The organism is Streptomyces xantholiticus (genome assembly GCF_014651015.1).
Lineage (GTDB): Bacteria > Actinomycetota > Actinomycetes > Streptomycetales > Streptomycetaceae > Streptomyces > Streptomyces xantholiticus.
Window position 1 is genome coordinate 82,439 of sequence record NZ_BMWB01000021.1, and the last position, 26,702, is coordinate 109,140.

Annotated in this window: 29 protein-coding genes and 1 pseudogene; 12 read left to right on the top strand and 18 right to left on the bottom strand. The window is 70.3% G+C overall.

The window, feature by feature from the left end; genetic code table 11:
- Window positions 1–59: 59 nt before the first annotated feature.
- Genes IE198_RS26215 through nocL form a run of 6 tightly spaced genes read right to left on the bottom strand, consistent with a single transcriptional unit; the run spans window position 60 to window position 7,384 of the window.
- Window positions 60–2,018: a TOMM precursor leader peptide-binding protein gene (locus IE198_RS26215; RefSeq protein WP_189890807.1), complete on the bottom strand. Its 1,959-nt coding sequence runs from the start codon at window positions 2,016–2,018 to the stop codon at window positions 60–62.
- The gene (locus tag IE198_RS26220) at window positions 2,015–3,976 is read right to left on the bottom strand and encodes a hypothetical protein (RefSeq protein ID WP_189890809.1); all 1,962 of its coding nucleotides are present in this window, start codon (window positions 3,974–3,976) and stop codon (window positions 2,015–2,017) included. The genes IE198_RS26215 and IE198_RS26220 overlap by 4 nt, the downstream gene beginning before the upstream one ends.
- A 1-nt stretch (window position 3,977) precedes the next feature.
- Window positions 3,978–5,303, bottom strand: a complete 1,326-nt coding sequence (locus tag IE198_RS26225; protein ID WP_189890810.1) for an AMP-binding protein — start codon at window positions 5,301–5,303, stop codon at window positions 3,978–3,980.
- The gene (locus IE198_RS26230) at window positions 5,273–5,497 is read right to left on the bottom strand and encodes a hypothetical protein (protein WP_189890812.1); all 225 of its coding nucleotides are present in this window, start codon (window positions 5,495–5,497) and stop codon (window positions 5,273–5,275) included. The genes IE198_RS26225 and IE198_RS26230 overlap by 31 nt, the downstream gene beginning before the upstream one ends.
- Complete coding sequence (locus tag IE198_RS26235; RefSeq protein WP_189890814.1) at window positions 5,484–6,194, bottom strand: alpha/beta fold hydrolase; 711 nt, start codon at window positions 6,192–6,194, stop codon at window positions 5,484–5,486. The genes IE198_RS26230 and IE198_RS26235 overlap by 14 nt, the downstream gene beginning before the upstream one ends.
- Window positions 6,191–7,384 (bottom strand): 3-methyl-2-indolic acid synthase, encoded by a 1,194-nt coding sequence (gene nocL, locus IE198_RS26240; protein ID WP_189890816.1) that lies wholly within the window; start codon window positions 7,382–7,384, stop codon window positions 6,191–6,193. The genes IE198_RS26235 and nocL overlap by 4 nt, the downstream gene beginning before the upstream one ends.
- 351 nt (window positions 7,385–7,735) lie before the next feature.
- On the opposite strand from nocL, the gene IE198_RS26245 reads away from it, so the two are divergent.
- The 6 genes from IE198_RS26245 to IE198_RS26270 all read left to right on the top strand — a co-directional run bounded on the left by IE198_RS26245 (window position 7,736) and on the right by IE198_RS26270 (window position 12,270).
- Window positions 7,736–7,885, top strand: a complete 150-nt coding sequence (locus tag IE198_RS26245; protein ID WP_189890818.1) for a thiocillin/thiostrepton family thiazolyl peptide — start codon at window positions 7,736–7,738, stop codon at window positions 7,883–7,885.
- Window positions 7,886–8,060: 175 nt separating this feature from the next.
- The gene (locus tag IE198_RS26250) at window positions 8,061–9,257 is read left to right on the top strand and encodes a coproporphyrinogen-III oxidase family protein (RefSeq protein ID WP_189890820.1); all 1,197 of its coding nucleotides are present in this window, start codon (window positions 8,061–8,063) and stop codon (window positions 9,255–9,257) included.
- Window positions 9,254–10,354, top strand: coding sequence for a hypothetical protein (locus tag IE198_RS26255; RefSeq protein WP_189890822.1), 1,101 nt, complete (start codon window positions 9,254–9,256; stop codon window positions 10,352–10,354). Before IE198_RS26250 ends, IE198_RS26255 begins: the two co-directional genes overlap by 4 nt.
- A 216-nt stretch (window positions 10,355–10,570) precedes the next feature.
- Complete coding sequence (locus tag IE198_RS26260) at window positions 10,571–11,017, top strand: uL11 family ribosomal protein (RefSeq protein WP_189890824.1); 447 nt, start codon at window positions 10,571–10,573, stop codon at window positions 11,015–11,017.
- A 30-nt stretch (window positions 11,018–11,047) separates the two neighbouring features.
- Window positions 11,048–11,302, top strand: coding sequence for a hypothetical protein (locus IE198_RS26265; protein WP_189890826.1), 255 nt, complete (start codon window positions 11,048–11,050; stop codon window positions 11,300–11,302).
- Window positions 11,303–11,505: 203 nt separating this feature from the next.
- Window positions 11,506–12,270, top strand: coding sequence for an AfsR/SARP family transcriptional regulator (locus IE198_RS26270; RefSeq protein ID WP_229834335.1), 765 nt, complete (start codon window positions 11,506–11,508; stop codon window positions 12,268–12,270).
- Window positions 12,271–12,442: 172 nt separating this feature from the next.
- On the opposite strand, the pseudogene IE198_RS26275 reads toward IE198_RS26270, so the two are convergent.
- A pseudogene (locus IE198_RS26275) lies at window positions 12,443–12,618 on the bottom strand (MerR family DNA-binding transcriptional regulator); the annotation flags it as partial.
- 86 nt (window positions 12,619–12,704) lie between these two features.
- Between IE198_RS26275 and gad the strand changes: the two are divergent.
- Window positions 12,705–14,126: a glutamate decarboxylase gene (gene gad / locus IE198_RS26280; protein ID WP_189890830.1), complete on the top strand. Its 1,422-nt coding sequence runs from the start codon at window positions 12,705–12,707 to the stop codon at window positions 14,124–14,126.
- 29 nt (window positions 14,127–14,155) lie between these two features.
- On the opposite strand, the gene IE198_RS26285 is transcribed toward gad, so the two are convergent.
- The gene (locus IE198_RS26285) at window positions 14,156–14,797 is read right to left on the bottom strand and encodes a PadR family transcriptional regulator (RefSeq protein WP_189890832.1); all 642 of its coding nucleotides are present in this window, start codon (window positions 14,795–14,797) and stop codon (window positions 14,156–14,158) included.
- Window positions 14,798–14,839: 42 nt separating this feature from the next.
- Between IE198_RS26285 and IE198_RS26290 the strand changes: the two genes are divergently transcribed.
- Window positions 14,840–15,559 (top strand): bleomycin resistance protein, encoded by a 720-nt coding sequence (locus IE198_RS26290; protein ID WP_189890834.1) that lies wholly within the window; start codon window positions 14,840–14,842, stop codon window positions 15,557–15,559.
- Between the two features lie 51 nt (window positions 15,560–15,610).
- Here the strand turns inward: IE198_RS26290 and IE198_RS26295 are convergent, their stop codons facing one another.
- The 3 genes from IE198_RS26295 to IE198_RS26305 all read right to left on the bottom strand — a co-directional run bounded on the left by IE198_RS26295 (window position 15,611) and on the right by IE198_RS26305 (window position 18,635).
- The gene (locus IE198_RS26295) at window positions 15,611–16,156 is read right to left on the bottom strand and encodes a DinB family protein (RefSeq protein WP_189890836.1); all 546 of its coding nucleotides are present in this window, start codon (window positions 16,154–16,156) and stop codon (window positions 15,611–15,613) included.
- Window positions 16,157–16,278: 122 nt separating this feature from the next.
- Window positions 16,279–17,736 carry an aldehyde dehydrogenase family protein gene (locus IE198_RS26300; protein ID WP_189890838.1) on the bottom strand — a complete coding sequence of 486 codons (1,458 nt, stop codon included), beginning with the start codon at window positions 17,734–17,736 and terminating at the stop codon, window positions 16,279–16,281.
- A 62-nt stretch (window positions 17,737–17,798) separates the two neighbouring features.
- On the bottom strand, window positions 17,799–18,635 hold the full coding sequence (locus IE198_RS26305) for a Sco1979 family transcriptional regulator (protein WP_229834336.1): 837 nt from the start codon (window positions 18,633–18,635) through the stop codon (window positions 17,799–17,801).
- Window positions 18,636–19,033: 398 nt separating this feature from the next.
- Here IE198_RS26305 and IE198_RS26310 point away from each other — a divergent pair, with 398 nt between their 5' ends.
- On the top strand, window positions 19,034–19,528 hold the full coding sequence (locus IE198_RS26310; RefSeq protein WP_189890841.1) for an ATP-binding protein: 495 nt from the start codon (window positions 19,034–19,036) through the stop codon (window positions 19,526–19,528).
- Between the two features lie 125 nt (window positions 19,529–19,653).
- Here the strand turns inward: IE198_RS26310 and IE198_RS26315 are convergent, their stop codons facing one another.
- The 5 genes from IE198_RS26315 to rpmG form a co-directional block, all read right to left on the bottom strand.
- A complete protein-coding gene (locus tag IE198_RS26315) occupies window positions 19,654–19,896 on the bottom strand; it encodes a DUF397 domain-containing protein (RefSeq protein WP_100108387.1) in 243 nt (80 codons plus the stop codon).
- Between the two features lie 233 nt (window positions 19,897–20,129).
- Window positions 20,130–20,381, bottom strand: a complete 252-nt coding sequence (gene rpsR / locus IE198_RS26320) for a 30S ribosomal protein S18 (RefSeq protein WP_189890843.1) — start codon at window positions 20,379–20,381, stop codon at window positions 20,130–20,132.
- Between the two features lies 1 nt (window position 20,382).
- Window positions 20,383–21,519, bottom strand: a complete 1,137-nt coding sequence (locus IE198_RS26325) for a CobW family GTP-binding protein (protein ID WP_189890845.1) — start codon at window positions 21,517–21,519, stop codon at window positions 20,383–20,385.
- Window positions 21,516–21,764 (bottom strand): type B 50S ribosomal protein L31, encoded by a 249-nt coding sequence (locus IE198_RS26330; protein WP_189890847.1) that lies wholly within the window; start codon window positions 21,762–21,764, stop codon window positions 21,516–21,518. The genes IE198_RS26325 and IE198_RS26330 overlap by 4 nt, the downstream gene beginning before the upstream one ends.
- Window positions 21,765–21,767: 3 nt before the next feature.
- Window positions 21,768–21,932, bottom strand: a complete 165-nt coding sequence (gene rpmG, locus IE198_RS26335) for a 50S ribosomal protein L33 (protein ID WP_005314221.1) — start codon at window positions 21,930–21,932, stop codon at window positions 21,768–21,770.
- 61 nt (window positions 21,933–21,993) lie between these two features.
- Here rpmG and rpmB point away from each other — a divergent pair, with 61 nt between their 5' ends.
- From rpmB to IE198_RS26350, 3 genes are read left to right on the top strand one after another with little or no spacing between them, the layout of a single operon-like run.
- Entirely contained in the window at window positions 21,994–22,230 is a 237-nt protein-coding gene (gene rpmB / locus IE198_RS26340; protein ID WP_189890849.1) for a 50S ribosomal protein L28, read from the top strand.
- Window positions 22,230–22,535 (top strand): 30S ribosomal protein S14, encoded by a 306-nt coding sequence (gene rpsN / locus IE198_RS26345; RefSeq protein ID WP_189890851.1) that lies wholly within the window; start codon window positions 22,230–22,232, stop codon window positions 22,533–22,535. The genes rpmB and rpsN overlap by 1 nt, the downstream gene beginning before the upstream one ends.
- A 38-nt stretch (window positions 22,536–22,573) precedes the next feature.
- Window positions 22,574–23,056, top strand: coding sequence for a hypothetical protein (locus IE198_RS26350; protein WP_189890853.1), 483 nt, complete (start codon window positions 22,574–22,576; stop codon window positions 23,054–23,056).
- Window positions 23,057–23,086: 30 nt separating this feature from the next.
- Here IE198_RS26350 and IE198_RS26355 read toward each other — a convergent pair whose 3' ends face one another.
- Window positions 23,087–25,180, bottom strand: a complete 2,094-nt coding sequence (locus tag IE198_RS26355) for an FUSC family protein (RefSeq protein ID WP_189890855.1) — start codon at window positions 25,178–25,180, stop codon at window positions 23,087–23,089.
- A gap of 260 nt (window positions 25,181–25,440) precedes the next feature.
- Complete coding sequence (locus tag IE198_RS26360; protein ID WP_189890857.1) at window positions 25,441–26,589, bottom strand: DUF2786 domain-containing protein; 1,149 nt, start codon at window positions 26,587–26,589, stop codon at window positions 25,441–25,443.
- Window positions 26,590–26,702: the final 113 nt, after the last annotated feature.

The window sequence follows — 26,702 nt, forward strand, 5'->3', positions numbered from 1 at the left end:
GGCTGGACAGGCCACAGGGACGGGACCGCCCGCGCGGCGCGGACCTCCGTCGTGGGACGTCACGGGAAGGGGTGCGGGACGGCGCCGATCGGCGCGTCCGGGTCCGGCTGAGCGGCGTACGGAAGCGATGTGCCCTCGGTGAGCCGGGGCAGTCCCGCCGTACGGCGATTGCGGTGGCCGAAGGTCATCGGCAGCAGGCCGGGTACCAGCACCCGGACGCAGCACACGCCGTTGCGCCGCAGCTCGGGCATCGTCTGGTCGACCACCAGCACATCCATCCCCTCGTCCAGGACACCGGCCAACGCGGTGTGCAGGTCGGCCCGCAGGTCGTCCTGGTCCGACCGCAGGGTGGCCGGGATCTCCGCGAGCGGCAGCCGTCCGCCGGCCGGGGCGGGCCGGTCAAGGAGGAAGGCGTAGCGGTCGCGGGCCTCGGGGAGCGCTCCGACCGCCGAGTGGTCCTCCATGCGGCGCATCAGGTCCGGCTCCGCCAGCATCCGCAGCGCTGCCCCGCGGTTGCGCCGGTAGGAGTCCCGGGTGGCGAGGATGGTGCCGACCAGTTCGTGCAGGCCCCCGGTCACGGCCTGCACCGGATCCGGATGGGCGCCGCCTCCCGCGAACGTCCGCGGGCCCTCGTCCCGGGAGCTCTCCGCCGTCAGGACGAAGGCCGGCATGCCGTATTCCATGGTCGCGTCGAAGCAGCGGAAGCGGAACCCGGTGAACAGCCCGGACTTGGCCAGTAGTTGGTCCAGTCGCGGGTCAGCGCCCTCCAACTGCACTTCGGGAAGGGCGAGACGGCGGTACCAGGTGAGCAGAAAGGCATCACGCTCGGCCAGTTCGCGCAGCCCGTGCAGGACCGCCTCCTCGGTGCAGCTGCCCAGGGCGCAGCCGTTGGAGGTGTCGTAGAAGAATGAGATCTCGTCGTCGTGGCGCGGCCCCCAGAAGGCTGCTCGCTCCGGCACCAGCACGGGACCGTCCTGCTGGAAGGAGTAGGCCGGCACCCAGTCGACAACGGTGTCCGGGTGGAACTCCTGGTAGCGGAACCCCTCGAGCTGGTGGCTCTCCGGCGGATGGGTGCCCAGCGAAGGCGGATGGAGCGCGCGATCCGCGACGTCCGCGTAGCTGGCGCGCACCGGAGCCGCCCGGCCGCCGCGCTGCAGCCCCGCGTACCGTTCCAGTCCTTCCAGCACCGCGATGGCCCGGCTGGAGCGGTAGTCCCGGGCGCGGCCGATGGCCGGCTCCCGGCGCCCCCAGCGGGACGGCAGTTCAACGGAGCATGCCCCGAACGGGCTTTGCAGGTCTTGGCGCACCTCCTTGAACAGCCCGAGGCCCGGGAAGAGCAGCTGCCGGCACAGGCGGTCCAGGTCGAGCCGCCCGGTGCGCAGCACCGCTGGATCAGGCTTGGTGACCGCAACCTCGCGGGGAGTCAGCTCCGGCAGCGTGTCCGTTCTGATCGCGCCGCAGCCGGGGCAGGTCGAGTCGGCCAGCAGCGGCTGGTGCTCCACTGAGCCGGCGGCGCCGTCCACCACGACCACCCGTCGGTCCGTGGCCGTGTCACCCCGGGCTGTGTCCGTGGACAGCAGGGCCCGCACATAGTGCTCGATGATGCCGAGCACTCCCGGTCCCCAGGTCCGCACATCGGGGGCGTGCGGCAGGGACTCCGCCAGATCGTCTCCGTCCAGGCCGGGGCCGAAGGGAGTGTTGGCGGTACGGGTCACCAGGCAGCGCGGGCAACCCGGCGTGCCCGGTGTCCACAGCGGCCCGAGATACGCCAGGGAGCGCCAGGTGCCCACGAACAGCAGTCGCCTACCCATGACCAGGCTCTCCACCATGGTGTCCTGGTAGTCGCCGAGTTCGCCGAGCTCGGCCACCAGCACGGTGATGTCCTGCGGTCCACGGGCGCGCAGGGGCGGCACCGGAGCGGCGGCGAGCCGGTCGGCCAGATAGCGGGCGAGATAGCCCTCGCCCACCACCGCGGGTCCGGAGGCGGCACGCTCGGCGCGGGTGGCCGGCAGTGTCATCGGGACACCTCCTCGGATGCCAGGGCGACCACCCGCAGCGTGGCGCCCGCGCCGGATCCGCCGCCTCGGGCGGACCGGAGGAACGGCAGCAGCTCGGTGACCTCGTGCGCGGCGATGTCGGCGGCTCCCGTCTGAGCCCAGGTGCGTACGGGAGGAGCGAGAAACGCGACGTGCTCCAGGTCACGCGGCCCCGCGCCGGACGACGTACGCGCGGCCACGGCGCGGGCCAGCGCATGGGCGAGGGCCTGATCCCGGTGCGTACCGACGCCGGTCGCGGTGGCGCCGTCGGCGGTGGTGATGCGGGCCCGTACGACGCCGTGCACCGGCTTCTCCAGCTCGCCGGCGCGCCACCGGGCGCCGGCACCGAGGCCGTCAAGTGTCTGTGCGAGGAACGCCAGGACGGTCCCCTCGGCCGGTCGCTCCTCCGGTCCGGCAGCCTCATGCGGTGTCCCGGCCGGCGCGTCCAGTGTGGCGTGCAGCCGGGCCCGGAACCGGGCCTCGGCGAGCGACCATCCGGCGCCGAACCGGTACCGGGCGGCGTTCCGCTCTGCCGGCCAGGTCAGTTCCGCGACCCGGGTGGCCAGCTGTTCCATGGCGAACAGCACGGCCTGGTTGCGCGCCTCGCGCGGCGAGAGCGCCCGGCAGATCACGTGCAGCGCGGCGGGCCGGTCCGCGTCGCCGGCCGGATGCACCGCCCGGCAGGAGCTGGCCGACAGCGGAAGCTGGCTCAGGTCGCCCTCTCCCAGCGCGAGCAGCGGTCCGGTCAGGGGGTCGGTCAGGCCGGCGGCGGCCACGACGATGCGGTCGGAGACGGCGACACGCTCCGGAGGATCCTCGGGCAGGGGAATGTCCGGGCGCACCGCCGTCTCCGGCACGGCCTCCCCGGATCCGTCCTCGTCACCTGACGCGGCAGGCTGCGCGAGGGCGGTGGCCTCGCGGCCGTGGTGCGGACAGCACGGGTGCCGGTAGACGGTGTGGTGCCGTACGACCGGGGCCAGCGGCTCCACCGTGGTCACCGACTCGGCGTCGGGCATCCGGACGTCGGCCAGCAGGGCGAACACCTGCTGTGCCAGTTGCAGCGCACCCACGGTGGCCGGGGCGGCGGAGAGCGCCAGCCCAGCTGTGTCCCCGTTGGCGCGGACGCCGATGGACCGGTACACGCACTCCCAGCACCACGCCGCCTCGGCCAACGGCGGCACGGCCGTGGTGAACGGCCCGCAGTGGCCGAGGATGCCGACCGGGATGCCACGCGAGCGCAGCAGGCGCTGCACCCGGCCGAGAGCGGCCGGGGCAGCGTCGTCGCACGCGAGCAGGACCACATCGGCGTCGGCGCAGGCGGGGTGGTCGGCGAGGCTCTCCAGCGGATCGCCGTCGGTGGAGTGCAGCCGTCGGCGGCAGCCGCTCTCGGGCGCCTGGGCCGACTGCTCCGCGGTGTCCGCGTCCTCCTTCCCGGTGACGACGTCCAGTCGGGCGATGCCGGACTCGCGCAGGGCGTCGAGCATGGCGTGCAGAGCGACGCCCTGGCCGGCGCAGACCACGCGCCGGGTCCGCACCTGGCGCAGCCGGGTCACCGGACGGTCGGCGTGGTGCTCCAGAAAGGCGAGGTGGGTGGCGTATCGCTCGCGCATCCAGTCCGGAACCGGCTCGGCGGGATGGCTGACCTCCTTGATGAAGCCGTTGTGCAGCAGTACGCGCACGAGGCGCAGCACCGAACTGCGTGCGTTCTCGGAGAGATCGCCGTAGATGTCGGCCAGGCTGCGCTCTCCGTCCAGGCTGCTGAAGAGGGAACTGACCAACTGGTAGGCGCCCTGGCCGCGGACGGAGAAGGAGCCGGCGTTGTTGCCCAGCCAGACGCCGTCGTCCTGGCGGACATAGAACGCGTCGGCGCGGACCCGGTAGGTGCCGTCCAGTCCCGGCTGGGGGGTGTCGGTGACGTGTGAGGAGTTGTCGTCGGCCATGTCACAGCTTCCCGTTTGCGGTGTAGACGGATGCCGCCTCGCCTTCGGAGACGCAGCGGATTCGGCTGGGCCGCTGGTGTTCCGGCAGTTGGGTGCAGTGCTCCTCGACAGCCGAGGGATCGACCTCCCCGACCACGGTGGCGGCCAGGTGCTCCAGTCCTGAGGGCGGGTGCTCCACGGTGACCCGGGCGTCGCTGACGCCGTCCAGTGAGAGCAGATGGCGCTCGACGGCCCGCGGGTACACCAGCACGCCGGCGAGCTTCTCGCCGCCGTCCGGGCGACCTTCCAGGCAGAGGTGGCCGTCGGTGTCGAAGCGGCCGTAGTCCGTGCCCGACACCAGGCCGGCGGTGGGGGTCGGCGGTTGCCCGGGGCGCCACTGATACTGGGCACAGCCGGGTCCGGTGACGCACACCTCGCCGGTTCCCCGCTCGTCGGGGTCCCGGATCCACACGGACTTCCCGGCGATCGGGAATCCGACGTGCTCGTTGTGTCCGGGATCGTGGTCCAGCGCGATCGCCCCCGTCTCCGCGGTGCCGTAGAGATTGCTCACCCGGATGCCGGTGAAGCGCTCCCGGATGAGCCGCACCCGCTCGCCGCTGAGATGGCCACCTCCCAGGAACAGCGCCACGTCGTCCATCGCCGCCGGCTCGGTCGCGTTGATGCACGCGGCGGCGGCGAGGGCGGGGACGCCCAGCGCGGCCACCCGGTGACGCCGAGCCAGGCCGGTCAGCGGACGCCAGTCGTGCGGCGGGAAGATCAGCAGATCGCGACGGAAGAAGAGAGCCGGCAGTACGGACATGAAGAAGGCGGCGGAGAACCCCAGCGGCAGGCAGGTGGCCAGCGCGGTGGGGGGCCTGCCCCCGATTGCGTCCTGGTACATCGCCGCCTCGCTGTGCAGCGCGATCAGCTCCCACTCGTCGGCGTGGCCGATGGCCACCTTCGGCGTGCCGGTGCTGCCCGAGGTGCAGATGCCCCACAGGGGGCGATCGGACGGGGCCGGCAGCGAGGCTCCTCCGGTCACCTCGAACACGTCGGGAGCCGGCTCCTGGACGGTGAGCCCCAGGCGCTTCGGCGACGCCCACAGCAGCACGGTGTCCGGGACCGATGCGACGGCGAGCAGCGAGGCCAGCGACGCCATCGGCCCGCCTTCCGGGTCCACGGCGTAGGTGGCGCCGCAGCGGAGCCGCGCCGCGCGCCGGCGGCCCTCGGACAGCAGGTCGTCCCAGGAGGCGAACTCCTCTCCCCAGTACACGCCGGGCTCGCGTCCCTTGGCCGTGGAACCGGCCACGGCGGGGGTCAGGAATCGGCTGAATGGCGTTCGGCCCATGTCACCCACCCTTCGATGGTCTTGGGGACGTCCCCCTGCGCGGGGGAAGCCAGGTGCGACAGGCGCTGGGTGAGGAAACCCCGCACCACGACCACCTCCAGCGAGTCGAGTGGGCGGTGCGGATCCTCCTCCTGCAGCAGCCGGGACAGGCTGTCCCGCAGCGAGCCGGGGGATGGCGGCTCAGGTGGAGTCATGGTCGGTCTCCCCGTGCCAGAAGGTCTCGACGGTCCGGATGAACTGCTCCGGGGCGTCCTGGCTGACGAGATGGCCCGCGCCCGGCACGACATGGCCGCTGACCGGCCCCCCGAGGCGGGCCGCGCTCTCGGCGGCTGCCCGCTCGGCGGACTTGAGCGATCCGTTGATCAGCAGCGTGCGGATCCCGAGCTCTGTCAGTTCCTGCGGGCTGACGCGCACGGTGCCCGCGAAGTCGCGTCCGGCGTGGTCGACGACCGAGTCGAGCGTCTGCTTCCAGCGCATCGAGTGCAGCCGCTCGTACTCGTCTGCGAGCTCTGGATGTTGTGCGGCCAGTTGCTCGAAGCCGGCGATCTGCACCTGGAAGGCGTCCTCGGCGGTGTCCGGCACGAACCCTGTGAGCACCAGGGAGCCGACCAGGTGCGGACGAGCGGCGGCCGCACGTACGGCGATCGGACCTCCGAGGTACGAGGCTCCGATCAGCCGTCCCGGCCCGAACCGGTCGAGCAGGGCCAGTACGTAGCGCAAAGCGTCGTCGTAGTAGTCGGGTTGGGCATCCAGCGGACAACGGCCGTGGCCGGGCAGATCGATGGGCACCGGCCGGTACCGGTCGCGCCATGCGGAGATCTGCCGACCGAAGTGCGCGTATGCCGTGCCCAGCAGGCCATGGAGCAGATAGACGAGCGGTCGCCGAGTCACGATCGGCCTGCGGCGGCGGGCCGGGGCGACGGGTTGACGAAGTGTCCCACCTCGATGCCCGAGGACTCGATGCGGTCGAGGATGTGCCGTGGGCGGCGCAGGTCGGCGACCTGGAACTGCGAGGAACGCTCGTCGTTGCGGGCCTGCGCATCGGGCCTGTAGGGCGCCACGTCCGGGCTTCCGGGGGAGATGACGCCGGCCAGGCTGAGGGCCCGGTCCTGGAACTCCTGGGGCTCGCGGGTGGTGAGAACGAGTCGCTGTTCCGGGCAGACGAACGCGACGGCCGCCATCATCCGCAGATAGTCCTCGTCACCGACCCGGGTGGTGTCGCGCGACGTCATGGCGGGACGCATCCGAGGCACGGAAAGGTCCACCACGGCCCCGCGCCGGTGCAGGTGCTCGCCGTGGGCGACCAGGGCCACCAGTTCGGCGGACAGGTCGTCGTGCAGCCCGACCAGCACGCCCGGGTTCACATAGTGGTAGCCGGCGTCGAGCCAGCGGTCGAAGGAGGCCACGCGGCGGTCGAAATCGGCCTTGGGCACCCCGACGGACGTCTTGCCCATGAACCGGCGGTAGGTGTCCCGGTCATAGCTCTCCTGGAAGACGCACATGGTGACCGGGTCCTTGCGCTCCACCCATTCCCCGAGGGTGTCGATCTCGTCCGGTTCCATGCTCCCGATGTTGAAGTAGATCCGCTCGAAGCCCATGTCCAGGGCGGTGCGGATGGCCCAGCCGATACGGAAGGCGGAGGCGAGGCGGGTGTGCTTGTCCTCGTATTCACCGGTGAGCAGCCCGACCCCGCGCACACCCTCATGGTCGCGCAGAATCCGCAGCTGCTCGATGATCTCGTTGCGGCCGGAGAACTTGCGGTCGAGGCGGATATTCCCCTTCCGCATGGAGCACATCTTGCACTCGGAGTCGCAGTGGTTGGTCGTGTAGAGCGGGACGAATGTGTGCAGGGCCGGAGACCGGGTCGCACACCTCGCCTCGGCCGCCTTCTTTAGTTCCTCGGTGGTTATCGAGCGGTCCTCCCACAGTGCGAGCGCGACGGCCGCACGCGCCTGGGGGGGCTCCTGCCCCAGCGGGAGCGAAAGGACTGACCGGGTGTCGACGGTGGCCGCCGCTTCGCGCACCTCTGCCAGGTCCGGAAGGGTAAAGCCGCCGGAATCTGCCTGCACCTGCTCGGCCATAGCGAATCTCCTCTGCGTACCGGGTGAAGTGTGGCGAACGCCGCATGTATATCCGCCGTGAATCCCCGCGGGCAAGAGGTCGTCAAAATGGCGGAGAGCCCTCCACTTTGGGCTGTGACGTGCAAAGATGAGCCGTTCCTTAGTGGACGCCCTACCGTCTGCCCACCATCTCTTCACCCGTTCCTTAGTGTGCGCGGAGCGATGACAGGCCATCTGGGAAGCGGGTTATGAGCGCTTCTCGCGGATCGCTCGAAGACCCTTGACCATCGAGAAAGGTCCTCCATAGCCTCCGTTTTGTGCGCAGCCAACCGGCGCACATTCATTCCGACCCACATTGAAGGGAGGGTTCCCATGGAAGCGGAGCTGAACGGGCTCGACATCGACGCCCTGGAGATTTCCGAATTCCTGGACGAGAACCGGCTGGAGGACAGCGAGGTTGTCGCCAAGGTGATGTCGGCCTCCTGCACCACCTGTGAGTGCTGCTGTTCCTGCTCTTCCTGACCCCAGGAGTGCATCAGGTGATCAGCGTGCATTGACACTAGGGAGCGGTGTCCGCGCCGGTTCTTCGGCACGGACACCGCTCTCCTGATCCCGGCATGCCACATCGGCTGTGAAAGGAATTTCCATGCCCTCCACGGCACCGCTCGTCGCGGATACGTCAGTCTCCGGTCTTCCTATGAGTACACCGGGCCGGCGGGTGGTGATGCTCTATGTGCACGTACCGTTCTGCCACTCCCGGTGCACCTTCTGCGACTGGGTCCAGGCCATTCCCAACAAGGATTTGCTCCGCCGCCCGGAGGACTCCGTCCGGCGCTCGTACATCGACGCGATGTGCCGTGAGATCAAGGCCCGTGGGGCGGAGATGCTCCGTGAGACGCACACCCCCTACGTGATGTACTGGGGAGGCGGCACGGCCAGCAGTCTGGATGAGCGTGAGGCCACCCAGATCATGGAAGCGCTGCGGTCCTCCTTCGACTTCGACGGGGTCGCCGAGGCCACGATCGAGTGCAGCCCGGACACCGTGGACGCCGCGAAGCTGCGCTTCTTCCGCTCGTTGGGCTTCAACCGGGTCTCCAGCGGCGTACAGTCCTTCGACAACGCCAGGCTGCGGCAGCTGGGCCGCCGGCACTCCGCCGAGCAGGCAGAGCGGATCGTCCACAACGCCCGGGAAGCCGGCTTCGAGGACGTCACGATCGACATCATGTCGGGCTTCCCCGACCAGGACGCCGAGGAACTCGACGCCACGGTGGCCAAGGCGCTGGAGCTGCCGCTGAGCCACCTGTCGCTCTACTCGTTCCGCCCGACGCCCGGCACCTTCATGCGGCGCAAGATGGCCGGGGCGGAGAAGCGGGACTATCTGCGCAAGCAGCAACTCCTCTTCACCCGGGCCCGCCAGGCCATCCACGGATCGGGGCTGACCGAGTACGCCTCGGGCTACTTCGGCAAGGTCTCGCCGTTCGCGGCGATGTACTTCCAGCTCCGCGCCGACACGGTGGGGCTGGGGTCCGGCGCCATCTCTCTGCTGGACGGGCGGTTCCAGTCCCATAAGAAGGGGCAGTTGCACTCCTACATCAGTGACCCGCTCGGCTTCGACATCGATGTGCCGGCCGGCCAGGACCGGGTCCTCGTCTCACTGCTCCAGGCCGGACTCGCGATGTTCGACGGGGTCCTGCGGGACCAGTGGCGGCTCGCCACCGGCACAGAGCTGACCGAGGTGCTGACCCGGCCGTCGATCGCCCCGCTCGCCGAATTCCTCCGCGGCCGGGGGCTGGTCGAGGACGAGCGAGGCATCCGGCTGCCCCGGAAGCAGGCCGGCATCACCCTGATCGAGCTCGCCTTCGAGATGGCCATGTCCCAGCCGGAGCTGGGATGACCACGCGCAGCAGCACGGACGCCGCACCGGCCGCGGGGAACGTCCCGCTGGAGCCGGACCCGGCGGACGACTGGCTGGAGATCCGGCTGATGGGGACCGCGGCCGACCGGGACCGCCTGCTGCGGGAGGTGGCCCGCCCGCTGCTGACCATCGTGGCCCCTGACCGGCCCGGATTCTTTCTGCCGGTCCCGGCGACCGACCCGAACACCGCCGCTCTCTGCGTGCAGTTGCGGCCGGAAGCGGAAGAGGAGTCCCGCGCCTGCCTGAGCCAGGCACAAGAGCGTGCGCGGGCGATCGGCGGGATCGAGGTGACGGCCGTCCCGGCCCGGCTGGTCCCGCTCGCCGGTTCCGTGTTCGCCGGGCCGCGGCTGGGGCCGGTCACCCGGTCGGTGCTGGCGTCGGCATGCCCGGCGCTGCTGGAGCTGACCGTCGCGGCGGAGCGCGGCAGGCCCGCCCTGCTGTGGGCGGCGGCGGAACTGATGGCTGCGCATCTGCGGGGCGTCAGTACCGCGGGGCCGGCGACCGTACAGCAACTCGTGGAGGGACGGGAAGGCGTCCCTCTCGGCTTTCTCAGCTACCGCTCGCACGCCGAGGCGTTCGTCGCGTCCAGCCGTGATCCGCAGGGCGCGCAGGCGATGCTGGAGCAGAAGTACGAGCGGATCGCTGCCCAGGTGGAGGCCCTGGTCGACGGGGTGCTGGCACAGGCCGAGGGTCGCGGACCCGTGGTGTCCCCGGCCGCGGCGACCTGGTTCCAGGCTGTGCATCCGGTCAAGGCCGCGGTGACGGAGGACTTCCGCGCGGGGCGCCTACGGCTCCAGGACGAGGGCCCAGATCCGGTCAATGGCGGTGATCTGAAAGACAGTTCATTCCATCGGATCGTCGCCGGCTCGGATGGCTTGCAACGTTTCCTGAACGAGGATCCGGCCTTCCTGGCCACCCGGCTGCTGACCAGCCTGCTCTACGTCGGCCTCGAGGCCGGCGGCATCGCGCTGGCCGAACGCTACTTCCTCTGCTACGCGGTCAGTCGAGCCTGCGAAGCGCTCTTCGGGGTGAATGCCCTGGCAGTGGTAACGGCTCTGGCCCGGGGCAGGGGCTGAGTACGTCCCGGAAACGAGGCAGAACACGCCATGCCAGGGGCGTCGGTCGCTTTGATCAACGAAATCCCATGAGCTTTCGCGACCCTCAGGAAACGAAGAGTTCCGGAATTCACCGTTCCTTTTCTGCTGGCCGAAAGACATCGACCTCCTGCGGGGCCACATGGGTCAGGTGTTAGTTTTCCGGCAGAGTTCGCACGTTGTTATGAAGGAGCCACCATGTCCACGCAGCCTCAGCCCAAGAAGAAACTGAAGATCAACGCAACTGTGCGCGTCCGACAGCCTGCGGGAAACGCGAACGTGGCAAAGATCGGCCAGGTGCTCGGTGCCCATGGCGTGAACATTGCCGGCGTGATGAAGGAGTTCAACGCCGCCACCGCGGTGCACAGCGGGCTCGAAGTCTCCGCCGACGTCATCATCTTCGAAGACCGCTCCTTCGAACTGGCCGTCAAGACCCCGACCGCCGCCGGTCTGCTGCGCCAGGCCGCGGGAGTACAGAAGGGCAGTTCCCAGCCGCACACGGAGCAGGCCGGCACCATCACGCGCGAGCAGCTCCGACAGATTGCCACGACCAAGCTTCCCGACCTCAACACGGACAGCGTCGAGGAGGCCGAGCGCATCGTGGCCGGCTCCGCCCGCTCCATGGGTATAAAGGTGGTCGACTGACGTGGACGGCCGGCATCGAACCGAGATGGCGTGAGTTCGCTGGAGCGGGAGCGGCGAAATATAAGGGCGACACAGCTCGCCGGTGCGGCAGTGTCACACTTCCTGGCCAACGATGAGGCGGCACTGAAGGAATGCCTGCGGCAGATTCCGGACCCGCCCGGCGCCCTTACCGGAATGCTGCGTTTCGCCGCCCTTGCCGCCACTGTCGTCGCCGAGGACTCGGAGTCCGACCCGGCGGACATTGCTCGCCTACTGGTCCTCCGAGTCGCCGAACTGGAATCCTGATTTCTGCTCTCCGGCATTCCCCCGGGGGAGGGACGAGGTCTTCTTCCCAGGGCGTTCAGTGCCTCTCATCTGATGTGTTCCGGAAATATGCCCAGGGTATGTACCGGGACAGCGCCAGTATGGCGGCCACACTTCAGCACGGGGGGAAAGCAATGTACGTGGATGTGCTTGGCCCGCTAAAGGTTTCGCAGGGCGTCATCTCGGTGGTTCCCACGGCACCGAAGGCCAAAGTGCTCCTCGCACTGCTGGCCATGCGGGCCAATCAGTTCGTCCCGGTCTCAATGATCGTCCAGGAACTGTGGCCCAAGAGTGCCCCGGCGTACGCGCGAACCGCCGTGCAGACGTATGTCCTCGACCTGCGCAAGCGCATGGCCCAGGCCGTGGACCAGTCTCGAGCGGCCGTCGGCTCCGAGTCCAGGCTCGCCTTGGCTACGGAGTCCGAGGGCTATGTACTCAAGGTCACCGACGACCGGGTGGCGCTGCGGCGCTTCGAGATGTTCACGGCGGTCGGCTACCGCGCCCGGGAGCAAGGCGACTTCCAGGCCGCCTCCGACGCCTTCGCCAAGGCGCTCGCGCTCTGGCGCGGAGACGCACTCTCCGACATACGCACCGGGCCTCAACTCCAGGCCGAGGTCGAAGAGCTCGAGGAGGCCCACCTCAATCTCCTCGATCGCCGTATCGACGCGGATCTCCGTCTGGGACGCCACCATGAGCTCCTGGGCGAACTGCGGGGCATCATCGCCCGGCACCCCACGCACGAGGGTCTGTGCGCGCATCTGATGCTCGCGCTGTACCGGGCCGGGCGACGCTCGGAGGCGCTGGAGGTTTACCACAAGGTGCGCTCCAGCCTGGTCAAGGAGTTCGGCCTGGAGCCCTCTCCCGCGCTGCGCCGCCTCCAACGTTCCATGCTCGTCTCCGACCAGGGGCTGGGCGAGGTCAACGTCACCTGGGACGCCCACGAGCACTGAGCCGTCGCCCGCACCTCGGGCTTCATGAGGCGGGGCGCCGGCGTGAACCTCACCCGCGACAGGATGCCGCTCTCATCACCCCGGTCGGCCAGGGCCCGAGGGCCTGGGAGCACCTCGAACCGGCGGTGCAGGCCGTCGAGTCGGTCCACAGGGGTGCACCATCTGCGCAGGTCGGCGCCATGAGCCGGCGGTAGAAGGATCTGCTGCAGTCGTCGAGGTCGGCGTCGTACCGCCGACGGCCGGAGCCGCTCGGCCGCTCGGGTGCAGCAGGCCGGTCTCGTCGTAGTGGTGCAGGGTGCGCACCGTGACCCCGGCGACTCGGGCGACCTGTCCCCCGGACCAACTCATCCGCGTCCGCTCCTCCGTTTCCGTGACGCACCCCAGCCCGCTTCCTCACGTTGCGTGAGGCGCAAGCCCGTATCAGCCTGAGGCTTATGGCACTCCACCAGGGCACCCTCGGTACCGACCACGGGCCGGAGCGGCGCAGGCTTTCGATCAACCCGTTCTTCGGCCTCGCGGACCCGGTCGGCGACATGACCTCGGCCCCGCCGTCGCACCGGCTCCCCGACGGCCCGATGCCGCCTCCCACCGCGTATCAGCTGGTGCACGACGAGCTGATGCTCGACGGGAACTCGCGGCTCAACCTCGCCACCTTCGTCACCACCTGGATGGAGACGCAGGCGACGGAGCTGATGGCGGAGTGCCGCGACAAGAACATGATCGACAAGGACGAATACCCACGCACGGCAGAGCTGGAGCGGCGCTGTGTGGCCATGCTCGCCGACCTGTGGCACGCGCCGGACCCGGCCACCGCGGTCGGCTGCTCGACCACCGGGTCGAGCGAGGCGTGCATGCTCGCCGGGATGGCGCTCAAGCGCCGATGGACGAACGCGAACGCCGACCGCTACCGGGGTGGCGCCCGGCCGAATCTGGTGATGGGCGTCAATGTCCAGGTGTGCTGGGAGAAGTTCTGCAACTTCTGGGAGGTCGAGGCGCGGCTGGTGCCGATGGAGGGGGACCGATTCCATCTCGATCCGCAGACCGCCGCCGAGTTGTGCGACGAGAACACCATCGGTGTGGTGGCGGTGCTCGGCTCGACCTTCGACGGCTCCTACGAACCGGTGGACGAGGTCTGCGCCGCCCTCGACGCCGTCCAGGAGCGCACGGGCCTCGACATCCCGGTCCATGTCGACGGCGCGTCCGGCGCCATGGTCGCCCCCTTCCTCGACGAGGACCTCGTCTGGGACTTCCGGTTGCCGCGGGTGTCCTCGATCAACACGTCCGGGCACAAGTACGGGCTGGTCTATCCGGGCGTGGGCTGGGCGCTGTGGCGTTCGTCCGAGGAACTGCCCGAGGAGCTCGTCTTCCGGGTGAACTACCTGGGCGGCGACATGCCGACCTTCGCCCTCAACTTCTCCCGCCCCGGCGCGCAGGTGGTGGCGCAGTACTACACGTTCCTGCGGCTCGGGCGGGAGGGCTATCGCGCCGTCCAGCAGACGGCACGGGACATCGCGAGCGGGCTCGCCCAGGGGATCGAGGCGCTGGGGGACTTCCGGCTGCTCACCCGTGGGGACCAACTGCCGGTCTTCGCGTTCACGACCGCGCCCGACGTGACGTCCTTCGACGTCTTCGACGTGTCGCGACGGCTGCGGGAGAAGGGGTGGCTGGTGCCGGCGTACACCTTCCCGCCCAAGCGGGAGGACCTGTCGGTGCTGCGGGTGGTCTGCCGCAACGGGTTCTCCTCGGATCTGTCGGCGCTGCTGCTCGAGGATCTGCGCATGCTGCTGCCGGATCTGCGCCGCCAGTCGCACCCGGCGAGCGCGGAGCGGGAACCGGCCCCGTCGTTCCACCACTGACCGCGTCGTCCGGCCCTGCGTCCCGTGCCTCAGAGGGTGTCCCCCTTGTGCGGTTCGCCGGTCGCGTAGGGGTTCTCCTCGCCTTCCGCGAGCACACCGACGAACGGCTCACCCTCACCCGCGAAGGTGTACGCCCCGCCCTCGATCCGCCGGATCAGATCACGGGTCCACTCGGCGCCGTAGTCCGCGGAGGAGACCCACAGGTTCATGATCTCGCCGATGTGGCCGAGCGACTCGGGCCCTTCCTTTGGTGTGTAGTACTCGGTGACCGAGGCACGCCACTCCTCGATGCCGCGGACGCGCATCCTGAGGAGCTCGACGGCTTCCGCCCGAGGCAGGTCGACGATGAAGCCGATCGCCGCGGAGAGCACGTCCATCTTCTGGTCGTGGGCGGTCAGGGACTCCCGAAGCAGCGCGAAGTACGCCTCCGTGCCCTTCTGGGTGACCTCGTACTCGGTGCGCGGCGGGCCGCCGGCCGTCGACGGCGCGATCTCGTGCGCGTGCAGCAGTCCCTGCTTCGCCATCTGTTTGAGCGCGTGGTAGATCGAGCCGGGCTTGGCGTTCGACCACTCGTGGGCGCCCCAGTACTCCAGATCGTTGCGCACCTGGTAACCGTGGGCCCGACCGTGCTGGCGTACGGCTCCGAGGACCAGCAGACGGATGGCTGACATCACCCGGCTTCCCTTCTATTCAACTTTGACTAGGGTACTGGCATGACCGAGAAGACCATCCCGCTCCTGCCCTGCCGGACGATCCAGCCGGTGGTCGATTTCTACACCGCCCTGGGTTTCGAGACGACTTACCTGCAGAAGAGCCCCTACCCCTACGCCGTCGTCGAGCGCGGCCCCGTGCAGTTGCAGTTCTTCGGCATGAAGCAGTACGACCCGACGGAGTCCTACTCGGGCTGCTACCTCCTCACCGACGACGTCGACGCACTCCATGAGACGTTCCGCGCCGGGCTCAGGACGGCATACGGCCGGACGCCGTCCCGAGGGCTGCCGCGCATCGGTCCGCTGAAGGACATGTCGTACGGCATGCGGCAGTTCCTGATGACCGACCCCGGCGGCAACACCATCCGGGTCGGGCAGCGGATCAGCGACGACTCCGGTCACCGGCCCGCGCCCGAGGAGACGTACGCACGCGCCCTGCACCTGGCCGATCTGTTCGCCGACTCCAAGCAGGACCTGCCCGGAGCGGCACGGATCATCGACCACGCACTGGCGAAGGAGGACGAACGGCTCCCCGCCGTACAGCATCTGAGGCTGCTGGTCCTTCGCGGTGACATCGCCGGGCGGCTCGGCGACGAACCGCTCGCCGGCCGGCTGCTGGAGCGGGCGGCGGCACTGCGGCTCGACGCCGAGGAGCGGGAGTCGGCGCGGGACGCCCTGGCCCGGCTGGCCGAACTGCGGGACCGGGGCATGTCCGGCGGATGAGGCGCCGACCCGGCCGGGACCGCCGGACAGGCCCTGGCCCCGCGCCGCCTGTCAGTCGCCCTGGCCGCCCTCCAGGGCGATCAGGGCGAAGGCTCCCTTGCCGTCCAGGGATTCGCGGATGATGTCCGCGTGACCCGCGTGCCGGGCGATCTCCTCGACCAGGTGCATCATCAGCCAGCGCATCGAGACCCTGCCGTCCTTCGGGAACCAGGGCGCCGGCGGCAGCGGGAAGGTGTCGTCCAGGCTCGGCACCGAGCGGATGAACTCCTCGGTCTCCTCGGCGACCGAGTCCCAGAAGGCCAGCATCCCGGGGACGGTCTCCTCACCCACCAGGCGGAAGCTGTCGCCCCAGGTGTCCTCGGTGCGCTGCCGTTCGTTCGGCCGCTGCTGCGCCATCCGCAGCCAGTTGAGTTCCATCTCGGCCACGTGCTTGAGCAGGCCGGACAGGGACAGTTCGCTGGCGCTCGGCCGGCTCGCGGCCTGCTCCTCGCTGAGCCCGAGGACGGAGCGCCGGATCGCGCCGCGCTGGGCCTCTGCGAAGGAGAGGAGCGCGCCGCGCTCGTCGCCGTGGGCCTCCGCGGGAACGTGAGTGACCATGGTGTCCGCCTTCCGGCTCTTCATGATGGGGGAGGGCCCGTCCGCCCTCTCCCTCGACACCCAAAGTACGGGCCATTGCGGTCAGGTTCTGTCCGCAATGGCCCCACTGCCGGAAGGATTCCTCAGAACGGGAACCGCGAGCGGCCGTGCTGCACCGAGATCCACTTCTGGGTGGTGAACGCGTCCACCATCGAGTCGCCGTTCAGCCTGCCGATCCCCGACTGCTTCTCCCCGCCGAAGGGGACGATCGGCTCGTCGTGCACGGTGCCGTCATTGATGTGGATCATGCCGGTGTTCACCCGCTTGGCGAGCCGCACACCGCGCTCCACATCGCCGGTGTGCACAGCGCCGCTCAGACCGTACGGGGTGTCGTTGGCGATCCTGACCGCCTCCTCCTCGCCGTCGAAGGGGATGATCAGCGCGACCGGCCCGAAGATCTCCTGGGTGAGGACCGGCGCGTCGGCCGGGAGCCCGGTCAGTACCGACGGCGAGACCAGGTTGCCGTCGGTGGTGCCGTGCAGCAGGGCCGTCGCGCCCGCCTCGACCGTCTGGTCGACCAGCGAGGAGACGGCGTCCGCCTGCGAGGCGTTGATGAGCGGCCCGATGTGGGTCGTCGGGTCGGCGGGGTCGCCCACCTTGAGGGTGCGCACCTTGGCGACGAACTTCTCCGTGAACTCCTTCTCGACCGAGCGGTCCACCAGGATGCGGTTGGCCGCCATGCAGACCTGGCCCTGGTGCACGTAACGGCTGAAGACGGCGGCGTCCACCGCGTAGTCGATGTCGGCGTCGTCGAGCACGATCAGCGCGCTGTTGCCGCCGAGTTCGAGGATGGCCTGCTTGAAGTTGGCCGCGCAGACGGTGGCCACGTGACGGCCGACCTTGTCCGAGCCGGTGAAGGAGATCGTCTTCGGGACAGGGTGCGCGATGAGCGCGTCACCGATCTCGGCTATGTCCGTGATCACGACGTTCAGCAGGCCGGCCGTCAGCCCCGCGTCCTCGAACACCTTGGCCACCAGTGATCCACCACAGATCGGCGTGTTCTGGTGCGGCTTCAGCACGACCGCGTTGCCGAGCGCCAGCGCGGGGGCGACCGACTTGATCGACAGCAGGAAGGGGAAGTTGAAGGGGCTGATGACTCCGACCACACCGACCGGGACGCGATAGACGCGGTTCTCCTTGCCGTCGACCGGCGAAGGCAGGATGCGGCCCTCGGGCCGCAGCGCCAGATGGACCGCCTCGCGCAGGAACTCCTTGGCCAGGTGAACCTCGAAGGCCGCCTTGAGACGCGTGCCGCCGAGCTCCTTGATGATCGCCTCGGCGATCTCCTGCTCGCGGTCCTCGATGATCCGCAGGGCCCGCTCGAAGACCGTCCGGCGGGCGTACGGGTTGGTCTGCGCCCATGACTGCTGCGCGCGCTCCGCCGCCCGGTAGGCCAGGTCCACCTCGTCGGCGGTGGCCACGGGGATCGAGGCGAGCTTCTCCCCGTCGTACGGATTGAAGTCGATGATGTCCCAGGAGCCGCTGCCTGGCCTCCACTCGCCGTCTATGTACTGCTGGGCCAGGTCGGTGAAGAAGGCCATGTGATCCCTTACTCCAGAGGCATGAGCACGGAAGTCTGATGTGACGTCATCGTACTTATGTTTCAGATGAGTTGGAGAAGTCCCCGAAGAAGGTCCCGGGTCTCGGCCGGATCCGGACTGTCCTCCGCGAGCCGTTCCATCACCCGCTCGTACTGCGCGACCTCCTCGCGCTTGTCCAGGTACAGCGCGCTGGTCAGCTGCTCCAGATAGACGAGGTCCGAGAGGTCCGACTCCGGGAAGCGCAGCAGGGTGAACGCACCGCTCTCGCCCGCGTGTCCGCCGAAACTGAACGGCATCACCTGGAGGGTGATGTCGGGCTGTTCGGAGACCTCGATCAGATGGCGCAGCTGGGCCTGCATCACGGCCCGGTCGCCGTACGGACGGCGCAGCGCAGCCTCGTCCAGTACCACGTGCAGATGCGGGGCGCGTTCGGAGACGAGGGTCTTCTGGCGTTCCAGGCGCAGCGCGACCCGGCGGTCGATCTCGGCCTGCGGGGCGTCGGGCATGCCACGGGTCACGACGGCGTGCGCGTACGACTCGGTCTGCAGGAGCCCGTGCACGAACTGCACCTCGTAGATACGGATCAGCGAGGCGGCACCCTCGAGGCCGATGTACGTCTGGAACCAGCCGGGCAGTACGTCGCCGAAGCTGTGCCACCAGCCGGCGACGTTGGCCTCCTTGGCGAGACCGAGGAGTGCAGCCCGCTCGGCGTCGTCGGCCACGCCGTAGAGCGTCAGCAGGTCCTCGACGTCGCGCGCCTTGAAGCTCACCCGACCCAACTCCATACGGCTGATCTTGGATTCGGACGCGCGGATCGAGTACCCGGCCGCCTCCCGGGTGATCCCCCGCGACTCCCTCAGCCTTCTGAGCTGTGAACCCAGCAGGATGCGCCGCACCACCGAACCTCCGCCGGGACCCTCGGCTCGGGTTTGCCCCCACGACCACTCGGCCTCGCCTGCCGCCACGACTCGACCCTCCCCATCCCTGTTGCGCTTCGCTGTTGCCGGACAGCACCGATGCTGCCGGGAGTCCCCCCGAATCCCAAGAGCCGGATTCTGCCACCAAAATGCTTCAGCGCGTACTCATTCGGTTACTGAAACGGAAAGCCACCGTCCACTGAAACGCAAGAGATGTGCGGAAGAAATGAGTAACAAACGGCACGGGGTCGGACAGGTCCGGCGCGTGCACGTGCATCTGCCCTTGCATCTGCTCTACGCATTGGGAACGATGGTTCTCGCGCACCTGCGTGCTCGTTCGTGTTGTAGCGTCACAGCCGCGATTCCCGGGAGTGCCTCGCATGGGACCGAATGGATCCACCATGCTCGCGCCGTTACGGCAGGGCCTTCCCCCGATCGACCCCGCGGCCGTCTCCAGTTCGGCCTCGTGCGCCCTGCCCGCCCGCTTCGAAGCGGTCCGGGGCGCCCGACGGTTCACCCGAAGCACGCTCGGCCGGTGGGAGCTCGACGAGCGGTTCGACGATGTCGCACTGGTCGTGTCCGAGCTGGTGACCAACGCCCTGCGGCACGCCCTGCCGGCGGAGAACACCCCTGACGAGCCCGCCAAGGAAGCGCCGGTGCGGCTGCATCTGATGCGCTGGACCGGTCGGCTGGTGTGCGCGGTGCGCGACCCGAGCCACGACGGCCCACGATCGCGGGAGGCGGAGGAGGACTTCTCCGCCGAGTCCGGCCGCGGGCTGTTCCTCGTGGACTCCTTCAGCGACGGCTGGGGCTGGCACCCGCTCGCCGGATCACTGCGCGGCAAGGTGGTCTGGGCGCTGTTCCGGCTGGGCTGAACCTCCGGGTACGTACCCGAGAAGGCGCCGGGAGGCCCGTCCGGCCCGGCGTCCGCCGCCGCGCACCGTGGTGAACGGGTGATCATGTCGTCCCGTTCGACCACGTAGCCGCCGTGGTCGGACCCTCAGGCTCCCGCGATCAGATGGTCGAACTCGCCGTCCTTGACGCCCAGTAGCAGCGCCTCGATCTCGGCGGGCGTGTAGACCAGTGCGGGCCCCTCGGGGTGCCGCGAATTACGCATGGCCACATCGCCGCCCGGCAGCCTGGCGAACTCCACGCACGACCCTTGCGAGTTGCTGTGCCTGCTCTTCTGCCAGACGACCCCATGAAGCTCCGTGGCCGCCATGCCGTTGTACACGTGGTGCACAAGTCGCTCCCGGGATGCAAGGTGCAGGTGTCAACTATCCGGGATCATAGCTGTGTTCATATGCAGAATGCATGAGGCGTATGCATGAGCAGATGCACGTGCACGCCGGGTGGCACCGCGGTTACAGCTGCGGTCTCCGAACGTATAGACGTCTTCCGTCGGCCATCGGTGCCGTCCCCGGGCAACCGGATCGGGCCCCGCCCGGCAAGACGTACGGACGGAGCCCGGCCCCTTCAGCGGCCCGCGGCGGTGGAGGCGCCCGGCAGCAGCGCCATCTCGCGGGCGTTCTTGATGGCGCGGGCCAGCTGACGCTGCTGCTGGGCAGTCACGTTGGTCACCCTGCGGCTGCGGATCTTCCCGCGGTCCGAGACGAACTTCCGCAGCAGGTCCGTGTCCTTGTAGTCGATGTGGGCGATACCCGCCCGGTCCAGGGGATTGGGACGGGACTTCAGCGGCTTGCGCGCTTCGGAGCGGCGCGGTGACATGTCAGACCTCCAGCAGGGAGTCGAAGGCGGGCGGCAGCCGCTTCCAGGCCTTCCGGCCCGCGGCGTACTCGGAATCGGTCAACAGGCAGGACTCGAGAAGCCGTTCGAGTCCATCGCGGTCGAGGCCCGGCGAGGTGAACACCAGGTGCTGGCAGCGATCCCCGTGCTCCGGGTGCCAGTCCAGCGCGGCTGCCGCCCGGCGCACCGGCGGCACCATCTCCCACGCGGCGTCCGGCAACGAGGCGAGCCAGGGGCCCGCGCTCTCCACACAGAGCGCTCCTCCGGCCGCGTCCCAGGCGAGCAGGGTGTCCGGCCGGTCGGCGAGCCAGAACCGGCCGCGGCTGCGTGCGGCGGCACAGGTCAGGTCCTCCAGCGCCTGATAGAGCCGCTCGGGGTGGAAGGGCCGGCTGCGGTGCCACACATAGGTGCCGACGCCGCAGTCGTCCGCCTCCTGCGGCAGCATCGCGCACGCCGGATGCTGCGCGGCCGCGGCCGCCTCGACGTCGAACCCGGCGACCGCCGCGGCCGCCAACTCGTCGCTGTCGACGGGGATCCGGCGGGCGGTGGGGTGCAGCTGAACCAGCAGCGCGTGGTCCTCCTCGTCGGCCTCCCCGCCGTCGAGGACGGCGAGGACCGGGGCGTACTCCAGCTGGCGCGCCCAGGTGTCGGCGATCGTGCGCCGGTCCGTGGCGGCCGCGGCGAGGCCCGCTTCGGACAGGTCGTCGCCGTTGCCGAGGTAGGGCAGCAGCAGCGCGGGGTCGACGGCCGTCATCACCGATGTCACCGCGAGGCGTTCGCCGCCGTGCGCGGCGACGACCTCGGCCATGGCCTTGGGTTCGACCGAGTCCCACAGCTCGACGATCGCGAGGCCGGTCGCGCCTTCGTCGGCGAGCCGCGCCAGTTCGGGCACCAGGTCCTCGCGGAGGGCGCAGCAGGCGCAGTCGTCGACCAGCGGTGTCTCACCGGTGTCGCGGACGCCGAGTGCGTCGCGCACGGTACGAACGACCGTGCCGCACCCGGCGGCCTGGAGGTCGTGGTGGAGGGCGACGCTGCCTGGCACCGAAGAGAGCAGACGCTCCACGGTGGCCCGGCGGGCATCGGCGTGCAGTCCGCCGACGATTGCGACGGGCAGCGTCACCGTCGGCCTCCGTAACGGCGCTCGAAGCGCTCGACGCGTCCGGCGGTGTCGAGCACGCGCGCCGTCCCCGTGTAGAAGGGGTGGCTCGCGGACGAGATCTCCACGTCGATGACCGGGTAGGTGTTGCCGTCCTCCCACTCCACGGTCTTCTCACTGGTGGCGGTCGACCGGGTGAGGAAGGCGAAGCCGGCGGCCTTGTCGCGGAAGACGACCGGTGCGTAGGGCGGGTGGATGCCGGGCTTCATCGCTCAGCGCTCCTCTCGGAAGTCTACGTGGCGCCCGGCGACCGGGTCGTACTTGCGCAGGGTCAGCCGGTCGGGGTCGTTTCGGCGGTTCTTACGGGTCACGTAGGTGTAGCCGGTGCCCGCTGTGGAGCGGAGCTTGATGACCGGGCGGATGTCGTTGCGAGCCATGGGGCTAGAATAAATGGAAATGATTTCCATTACCAAACCACTCCACGAGAGGTGCATCACCATGTCCGCCCACTGCATGCTGACCGGGGCCGCTCCCGGCTTCGGCAATCGCATCTCGCACTCGCACCGGCGCACGTCCCGCCGCTTCGACCCCAACCTCCAGCGCAAGCGGTACTGGCTCCCGAGCGAGGGCCGTCATGTGCGCCTCACACTCAGCGCGCGGGCGGTCAAGACCATCGACGTGATCGGCATCGAGGCGGCCGTGGCCCGCATCCGTGCCCGGGGAGTGAAGCTCTGATGGCGAAGAAGAGCAAGGTCGTACGAGGCGAGCACCGCAAGGCGGTCGTCGAGCGGTACGCCGCGCGACGGGCGGAGTTGAAGGAGATCATCCGCAGGCCGGGCACGAGCGGGACGGACCGGCGGGCCGCCCAGGCCGAGTTGCGACGTCAACCCCGTGACGCGAGCGCCACGCGCATCCGCAACAGGGACGGCGTGGACGGCCGACCGCGCGGTCACCTGCGGAAGTTCGGGCTCTCCAGGGTGCGGATGCGCGAGCAGGCCCACGCCGGGTTCCTCCCCGGAGTCCGCAAGTCCTCCTGGTAGCTTGGCGCGGTCTTGCTACCGATCAGGGGGACAGCGCAATGCGCAAGCTCGTACGTACAACGGCGGCCGCGGCGGGCCTCGTCGCCGCCCTCGCGCTCACCGGCTGCGGCAGCGGCGGGAGCGACGACGCCGGCAAGGACGACAAGGCCTCGGCCTCGCCGGCCGAGGCGGGCGCAGACGGCGGCGGTGACGCCGGCCGGAGCCGTGACATCGAGGGCACCTGGACGGGAGTGAGCGACGGGAAGCCGGTCGCGCTCTCGGTCACGGGCGGCAACGCCGCGATCGTCGCCGACGGGCACGCCTGCACGGGTGAGGTGCAGGACATGGGCGAGCAGATGCTGGCGCTCAAGTGCGCGGACGGGAACACCGACCGCACGATGGGCGCGATCGAGTCCAACGACGGTACGACGCTGGTCATCTCCTGGGACGCAGGCAAGAAGGACACGCTCAAGAAGAGCGGGGCCGGCGAGCTGCCCGACGGCCTGCCGACGGGTCTGCCGACGGAGTTCCAGGCCCCCTGACGACCACGGGCAGGACGGCACCACGTCAGGTCACCGGGCCGCGGACCCCTCACGGGTCTGCGGCCCGTTGTCGTCCCGGGCGGCGGCGAGGGCTCCCGCCAGCGCGTCCAGCGCGTCCAGGAGCTGGACGGCGCTGCCCCGCAGGACCGCATCGGCCGCCTCCTTCGTGCCCCACCGGTCCACGACCTCGTGCACGGACCCCCAGTCCGGCACCCGGTACTCCCTTACCGCCTCCGCGGCGTCCTCGGTGGCGTGGCGCAGCACTTCGGCCAGGGCGGCGGCGGCAGGAACCGGCTCTGCGTCACGTCCCGCGCCGTGCTCCGGCAGATGCGCCTCGATGAGCATGGCGACCCTGCCTGCCTGGGCGAGCGCGTGGCCCGCCTGCTCCGCCGTGTCACGGGACAGCGCCCGGGCGCGCACCGGCTCTTGCCATGCCTTGTTCAGCGCCTCCCGCCAGGCGATGCGTGTGTCGCGCGCGGTGAGCAGCGCCTGGCGTACGTCCGCCGTGTCCGCGGGGTCGGCGTAGCGGTCGAGGACGGCTGCGGCGTAACCTCCGCCTGCGAGCAGCCAGTCGGCCAGGCGGTGGTGCAGCCGCGGGGTCTCCCAGGCGGGGTACACCGCGTAGGCGAGCATTGCGAGCAGCCCGCCCAGCAGTGTGAGCAGCACCCGCTGGGGCACAGTCTGGGCCCAGTCCTCACCTCCGGTGCCGAGCAGGAAGACCACATAGGCGGAGAGGAAGACGCTGGCCGCGGCGTAGCCGGTGCGCATCACGAGATACATGCCGAAGGCGCACAGGACGGCGAGGGCGGCGCTCACATAGGTGCCGGGGTGGGCCGCCTGCACCACTGCGGTCGCCGCGCCCACACCGACGACCGTGCCGCACAGACGGGCGACGGAACGGCCGTAGGTCTGCGAGAAGTCGGGGCGCATGACCATGACCGCCGTCAGGGGCGCCCAATAACCGTGACCGAACGGGAGGGCCGTGCCGAGCAGATAGCCGACGGCCACGACCACGGAGGATCGGAGCGCGTGCCGCAGGATCGGCGACCCGGGGCGCAATTCGCCGCGCACGGTGCGCAGGGCGTCGGGAAGCAGCCGCAGCAGCCCCTGCCGCGTGCGGTGGTCGGACTCGGCGGCACCCGCCCCGCGTACCGTGGCCACCACGTCGTCGAGCAGCGCGATCAGCCGCAGGGCGGCGCGGCGGGACGGCCCGGAGAGGATGGCGGCGGTGTGGGGCGTGCGCAGGACGGCCGCCGCGTCCGGCGGCACGCGTACCGCTTCCCCGTGCCGTACGGCGAGCGCGGCGGCGTCGAGCACGGTGCCCGCGGCGTCGAGGAGTTCGCGCACCCGGTCGCGGGCCGGCCCGTCCGAGGGGACGCCGACGGCCGGGTCGGCGAGGGAGGCGAGCACGGGCCTGATGCGTTCCGCGACCCCTCGCGTGCCGTGCAGCTCCGCCGGCCTGCGCCTGGCCTGCCTCGGGGTGACGGCCGCGGCACTGCGGGCGTGCATCAGCGGCGCCGGGTCGAAGGACACGGTCGGATCGTGCCGCAGCCTGCGCGCGTAGTCGGCCTCCGCGGCGAGCGCGTCGGCCAGCGCGTCGCGCTGCGCGCCCCAGCGGCGTACCGGAAAGAGCACGACGAGCAGGGCCTGCACGATCCCGCCGACGGCGATCATGGCGGCGTGGCCCGCCGCTGCGGGGGCCGAGCTGGGCAGGGTGACCGTCACCAGCATGATGGCGACGTTGGAGGATGCCATGATCCCGACGGTCGGTCCGACGACCCAGGAGAGGCCGCCGAGAAAGGTCCACAGCGTCAGAAGCGCGACGAACAGGGAGATGTGGGTGCCGGCGAGATATCCGAGGAACGTGGACACGGCGAGCGTCGCCCCCGAGAGGAGCGCCAGGACGGGCCGCGGACGCCAGCTGCGCTGGAAGGTGGCGATCGCCGCCTGGAACGCCCCGAAGGCGGAACTGACGGCGACGGCCGGACCGAAGAGCGCGAGCGAGGCCCCGACGACGACCGCGAGGCCGGCGGCGCCCCGGATCGCGACGAGGGGCTCCAGCCGCTGCCGCTCGATCTTCAGGCCCGAAAGGGCGGTCTCCTTCAGCGCCCGGAGCCAGCTCATGTGGCGAGCGTAACGATTCGGGACGAACAGGTCCTGATCGACGGGATCCGGCAGGTCTGCCGCACCATCCAAGTGAGTGCGTGCGGATGCCGGCCGGGACCGGCTCCTCGGCGAGGGGACGGAACCCGGCGAGGACACGGTGGAACGGCGGGCTGAGAGCCTCGGCAGAACGCTGGCCTGCGGCTCTCCGGTCGCGCCGGGCCGGCTCCTTCAGGCCGCCCGGATACGGGCGAGGCCGAAGGCCACCCGTCCGCCCCGCGTCACCCGCGGTCCCCGCGCCGCGGCCGACGGGCCACGCCCGCGGAGCCGCTCGGCCGCCGCTGCGCCCGGTCCGCCGCGGCGCGGCCGTCGTACCAGCCGTCGAGATCCGTCGCGCCGCGCACGCGGGTGGTCGTGGTCTCGGGGAACATCCGGTCGGTGTGTGCGGTGACGGCGACGTCGCGCGAGGCCAGGACCGGCAGCAGGTCCGCCGTGACCACGTCGTCCGCCACCGCGGCGAGGTGCTCGCCCAGCCGGCTCGCGTACGCGGTCCAGAACGATTGCCGGAAGGTCTTCGTACGCCGGCGACCGCCCGCGCGCTGCGCGGACTCCGCCTTGGCCAGGGCCGTCGCGCCCTGGACGAGCAGTGAGGTGTGGAGCAGTTCGACCGACTCCAGGTCGCTCTCGAAGCCGACGACGGTCGAGAAGGCGAAGGAACCGTTCCACACCGCGCGGCACCGGTTCGCGCCGGCCACCGCGTCGAGCAGGACCGCCTTCGCCGTCTCGTACGGGGCGTCGATACCGATCCGGCACGCGGACGGGACGTCCGGGCTGTGCGTGCGGGCGGCCAGCAGTGCCTCGTCGACGCTGTGGCGCGCCATCAGCTCCTGGGCCTTGACGGTGAGCGCCTCAGCCTCCTCCGGGTAGTCGGTGGCCTCCGCCTTCGCCAGCAGCGCCCGGATACGGCCGAGCATGCGCGGCTCGTGCGGTGACGCGGGCACCGAGGCGAGTCTCTCGCCCGGGACCGGGCCGACCGGTTCGATCGCGGGGAGGCGGACGAGCAGGCGGTACAGCTCCAGCAGGGCTGTGGCCTGGGAGAAACGGTCCGACTTCGGCGGCTGCGGGTCGCCCAGGTCGGCGAGCTGCGCCTGGAAGCGGGGTGCCAGCCGGGAGCCGTAGCGCTTCGTCTCCGCCCAGATCAGACCGGCGGCCAGCCGTTCGTGCGCCTCGTCGAGGTCGCGTCGGACGAGCCGCAGCACATCGGCCGGCTGCCAGCCGCGCTCCCAGGCCCGCCGTACGAGCTGCTCGCCGCGCAGCCGGAGCTCATCGTCGGCGGACGGGTCGGCGGCGAGCAGGGACGCACCGGTGTCGAGCGCTTCGTCGCCCTCCGCGTACAGCGCCGCTGCCAGCGCCTTCTCGACCGTACTCATACCTCGGATGGTGTCACGGGCGCCGTCCGTACTGGCTCGGGGTGCTTCTCGGGGTAGGGCGCGCCATACCTCCAGGACACCCCCCAGTGGTCGTGATCAGGGCCCCCGCACCG

Coding starts and splice junctions, on each gene's coding strand:
- IE198_RS26215 (WP_189890807.1), bottom strand. CDS start 2,018: ATGACACTGCCGGCCACCCGCGCCGAGCGTGCCGCCTCCGGACCCGCG.
- IE198_RS26220 (WP_189890809.1), bottom strand. CDS start 3,976: ATGGCCGACGACAACTCCTCACACGTCACCGACACCCCCCAGCCGGGA.
- IE198_RS26225 (WP_189890810.1), bottom strand. CDS start 5,303: ATGGGCCGAACGCCATTCAGCCGATTCCTGACCCCCGCCGTGGCCGGT.
- IE198_RS26230 (WP_189890812.1), bottom strand. CDS start 5,497: ATGACTCCACCTGAGCCGCCATCCCCCGGCTCGCTGCGGGACAGCCTG.
- nocL (WP_189890816.1), bottom strand. CDS start 7,384: ATGGCCGAGCAGGTGCAGGCAGATTCCGGCGGCTTTACCCTTCCGGAC.
- IE198_RS26245 (WP_189890818.1), top strand. CDS start 7,736: ATGGAAGCGGAGCTGAACGGGCTCGACATCGACGCCCTGGAGATTTCC.
- IE198_RS26250 (WP_189890820.1), top strand. CDS start 8,061: ATGAGTACACCGGGCCGGCGGGTGGTGATGCTCTATGTGCACGTACCG.
- IE198_RS26255 (WP_189890822.1), top strand. CDS start 9,254: ATGACCACGCGCAGCAGCACGGACGCCGCACCGGCCGCGGGGAACGTC.
- IE198_RS26260 (WP_189890824.1), top strand. CDS start 10,571: ATGTCCACGCAGCCTCAGCCCAAGAAGAAACTGAAGATCAACGCAACT.
- gad (WP_189890830.1), top strand. CDS start 12,705: ATGGCACTCCACCAGGGCACCCTCGGTACCGACCACGGGCCGGAGCGG.
- IE198_RS26285 (WP_189890832.1), bottom strand. CDS start 14,797: ATGTCAGCCATCCGTCTGCTGGTCCTCGGAGCCGTACGCCAGCACGGT.
- IE198_RS26290 (WP_189890834.1), top strand. CDS start 14,840: ATGACCGAGAAGACCATCCCGCTCCTGCCCTGCCGGACGATCCAGCCG.
- IE198_RS26295 (WP_189890836.1), bottom strand. CDS start 16,156: ATGGTCACTCACGTTCCCGCGGAGGCCCACGGCGACGAGCGCGGCGCG.
- IE198_RS26300 (WP_189890838.1), bottom strand. CDS start 17,736: ATGGCCTTCTTCACCGACCTGGCCCAGCAGTACATAGACGGCGAGTGG.
- IE198_RS26310 (WP_189890841.1), top strand. CDS start 19,034: ATGGGACCGAATGGATCCACCATGCTCGCGCCGTTACGGCAGGGCCTT.
- rpsR (WP_189890843.1), bottom strand. CDS start 20,381: ATGTCACCGCGCCGCTCCGAAGCGCGCAAGCCGCTGAAGTCCCGTCCC.
- IE198_RS26330 (WP_189890847.1), bottom strand. CDS start 21,764: ATGAAGCCCGGCATCCACCCGCCCTACGCACCGGTCGTCTTCCGCGAC.
- rpmG (WP_005314221.1), bottom strand. CDS start 21,932: ATGGCTCGCAACGACATCCGCCCGGTCATCAAGCTCCGCTCCACAGCG.
- rpmB (WP_189890849.1), top strand. CDS start 21,994: ATGTCCGCCCACTGCATGCTGACCGGGGCCGCTCCCGGCTTCGGCAAT.
- rpsN (WP_189890851.1), top strand. CDS start 22,230: ATGGCGAAGAAGAGCAAGGTCGTACGAGGCGAGCACCGCAAGGCGGTC.
- IE198_RS26350 (WP_189890853.1), top strand. CDS start 22,574: ATGCGCAAGCTCGTACGTACAACGGCGGCCGCGGCGGGCCTCGTCGCC.
- IE198_RS26355 (WP_189890855.1), bottom strand. CDS start 25,180: ATGAGCTGGCTCCGGGCGCTGAAGGAGACCGCCCTTTCGGGCCTGAAG.
- IE198_RS26360 (WP_189890857.1), bottom strand. CDS start 26,589: ATGAGTACGGTCGAGAAGGCGCTGGCAGCGGCGCTGTACGCGGAGGGC.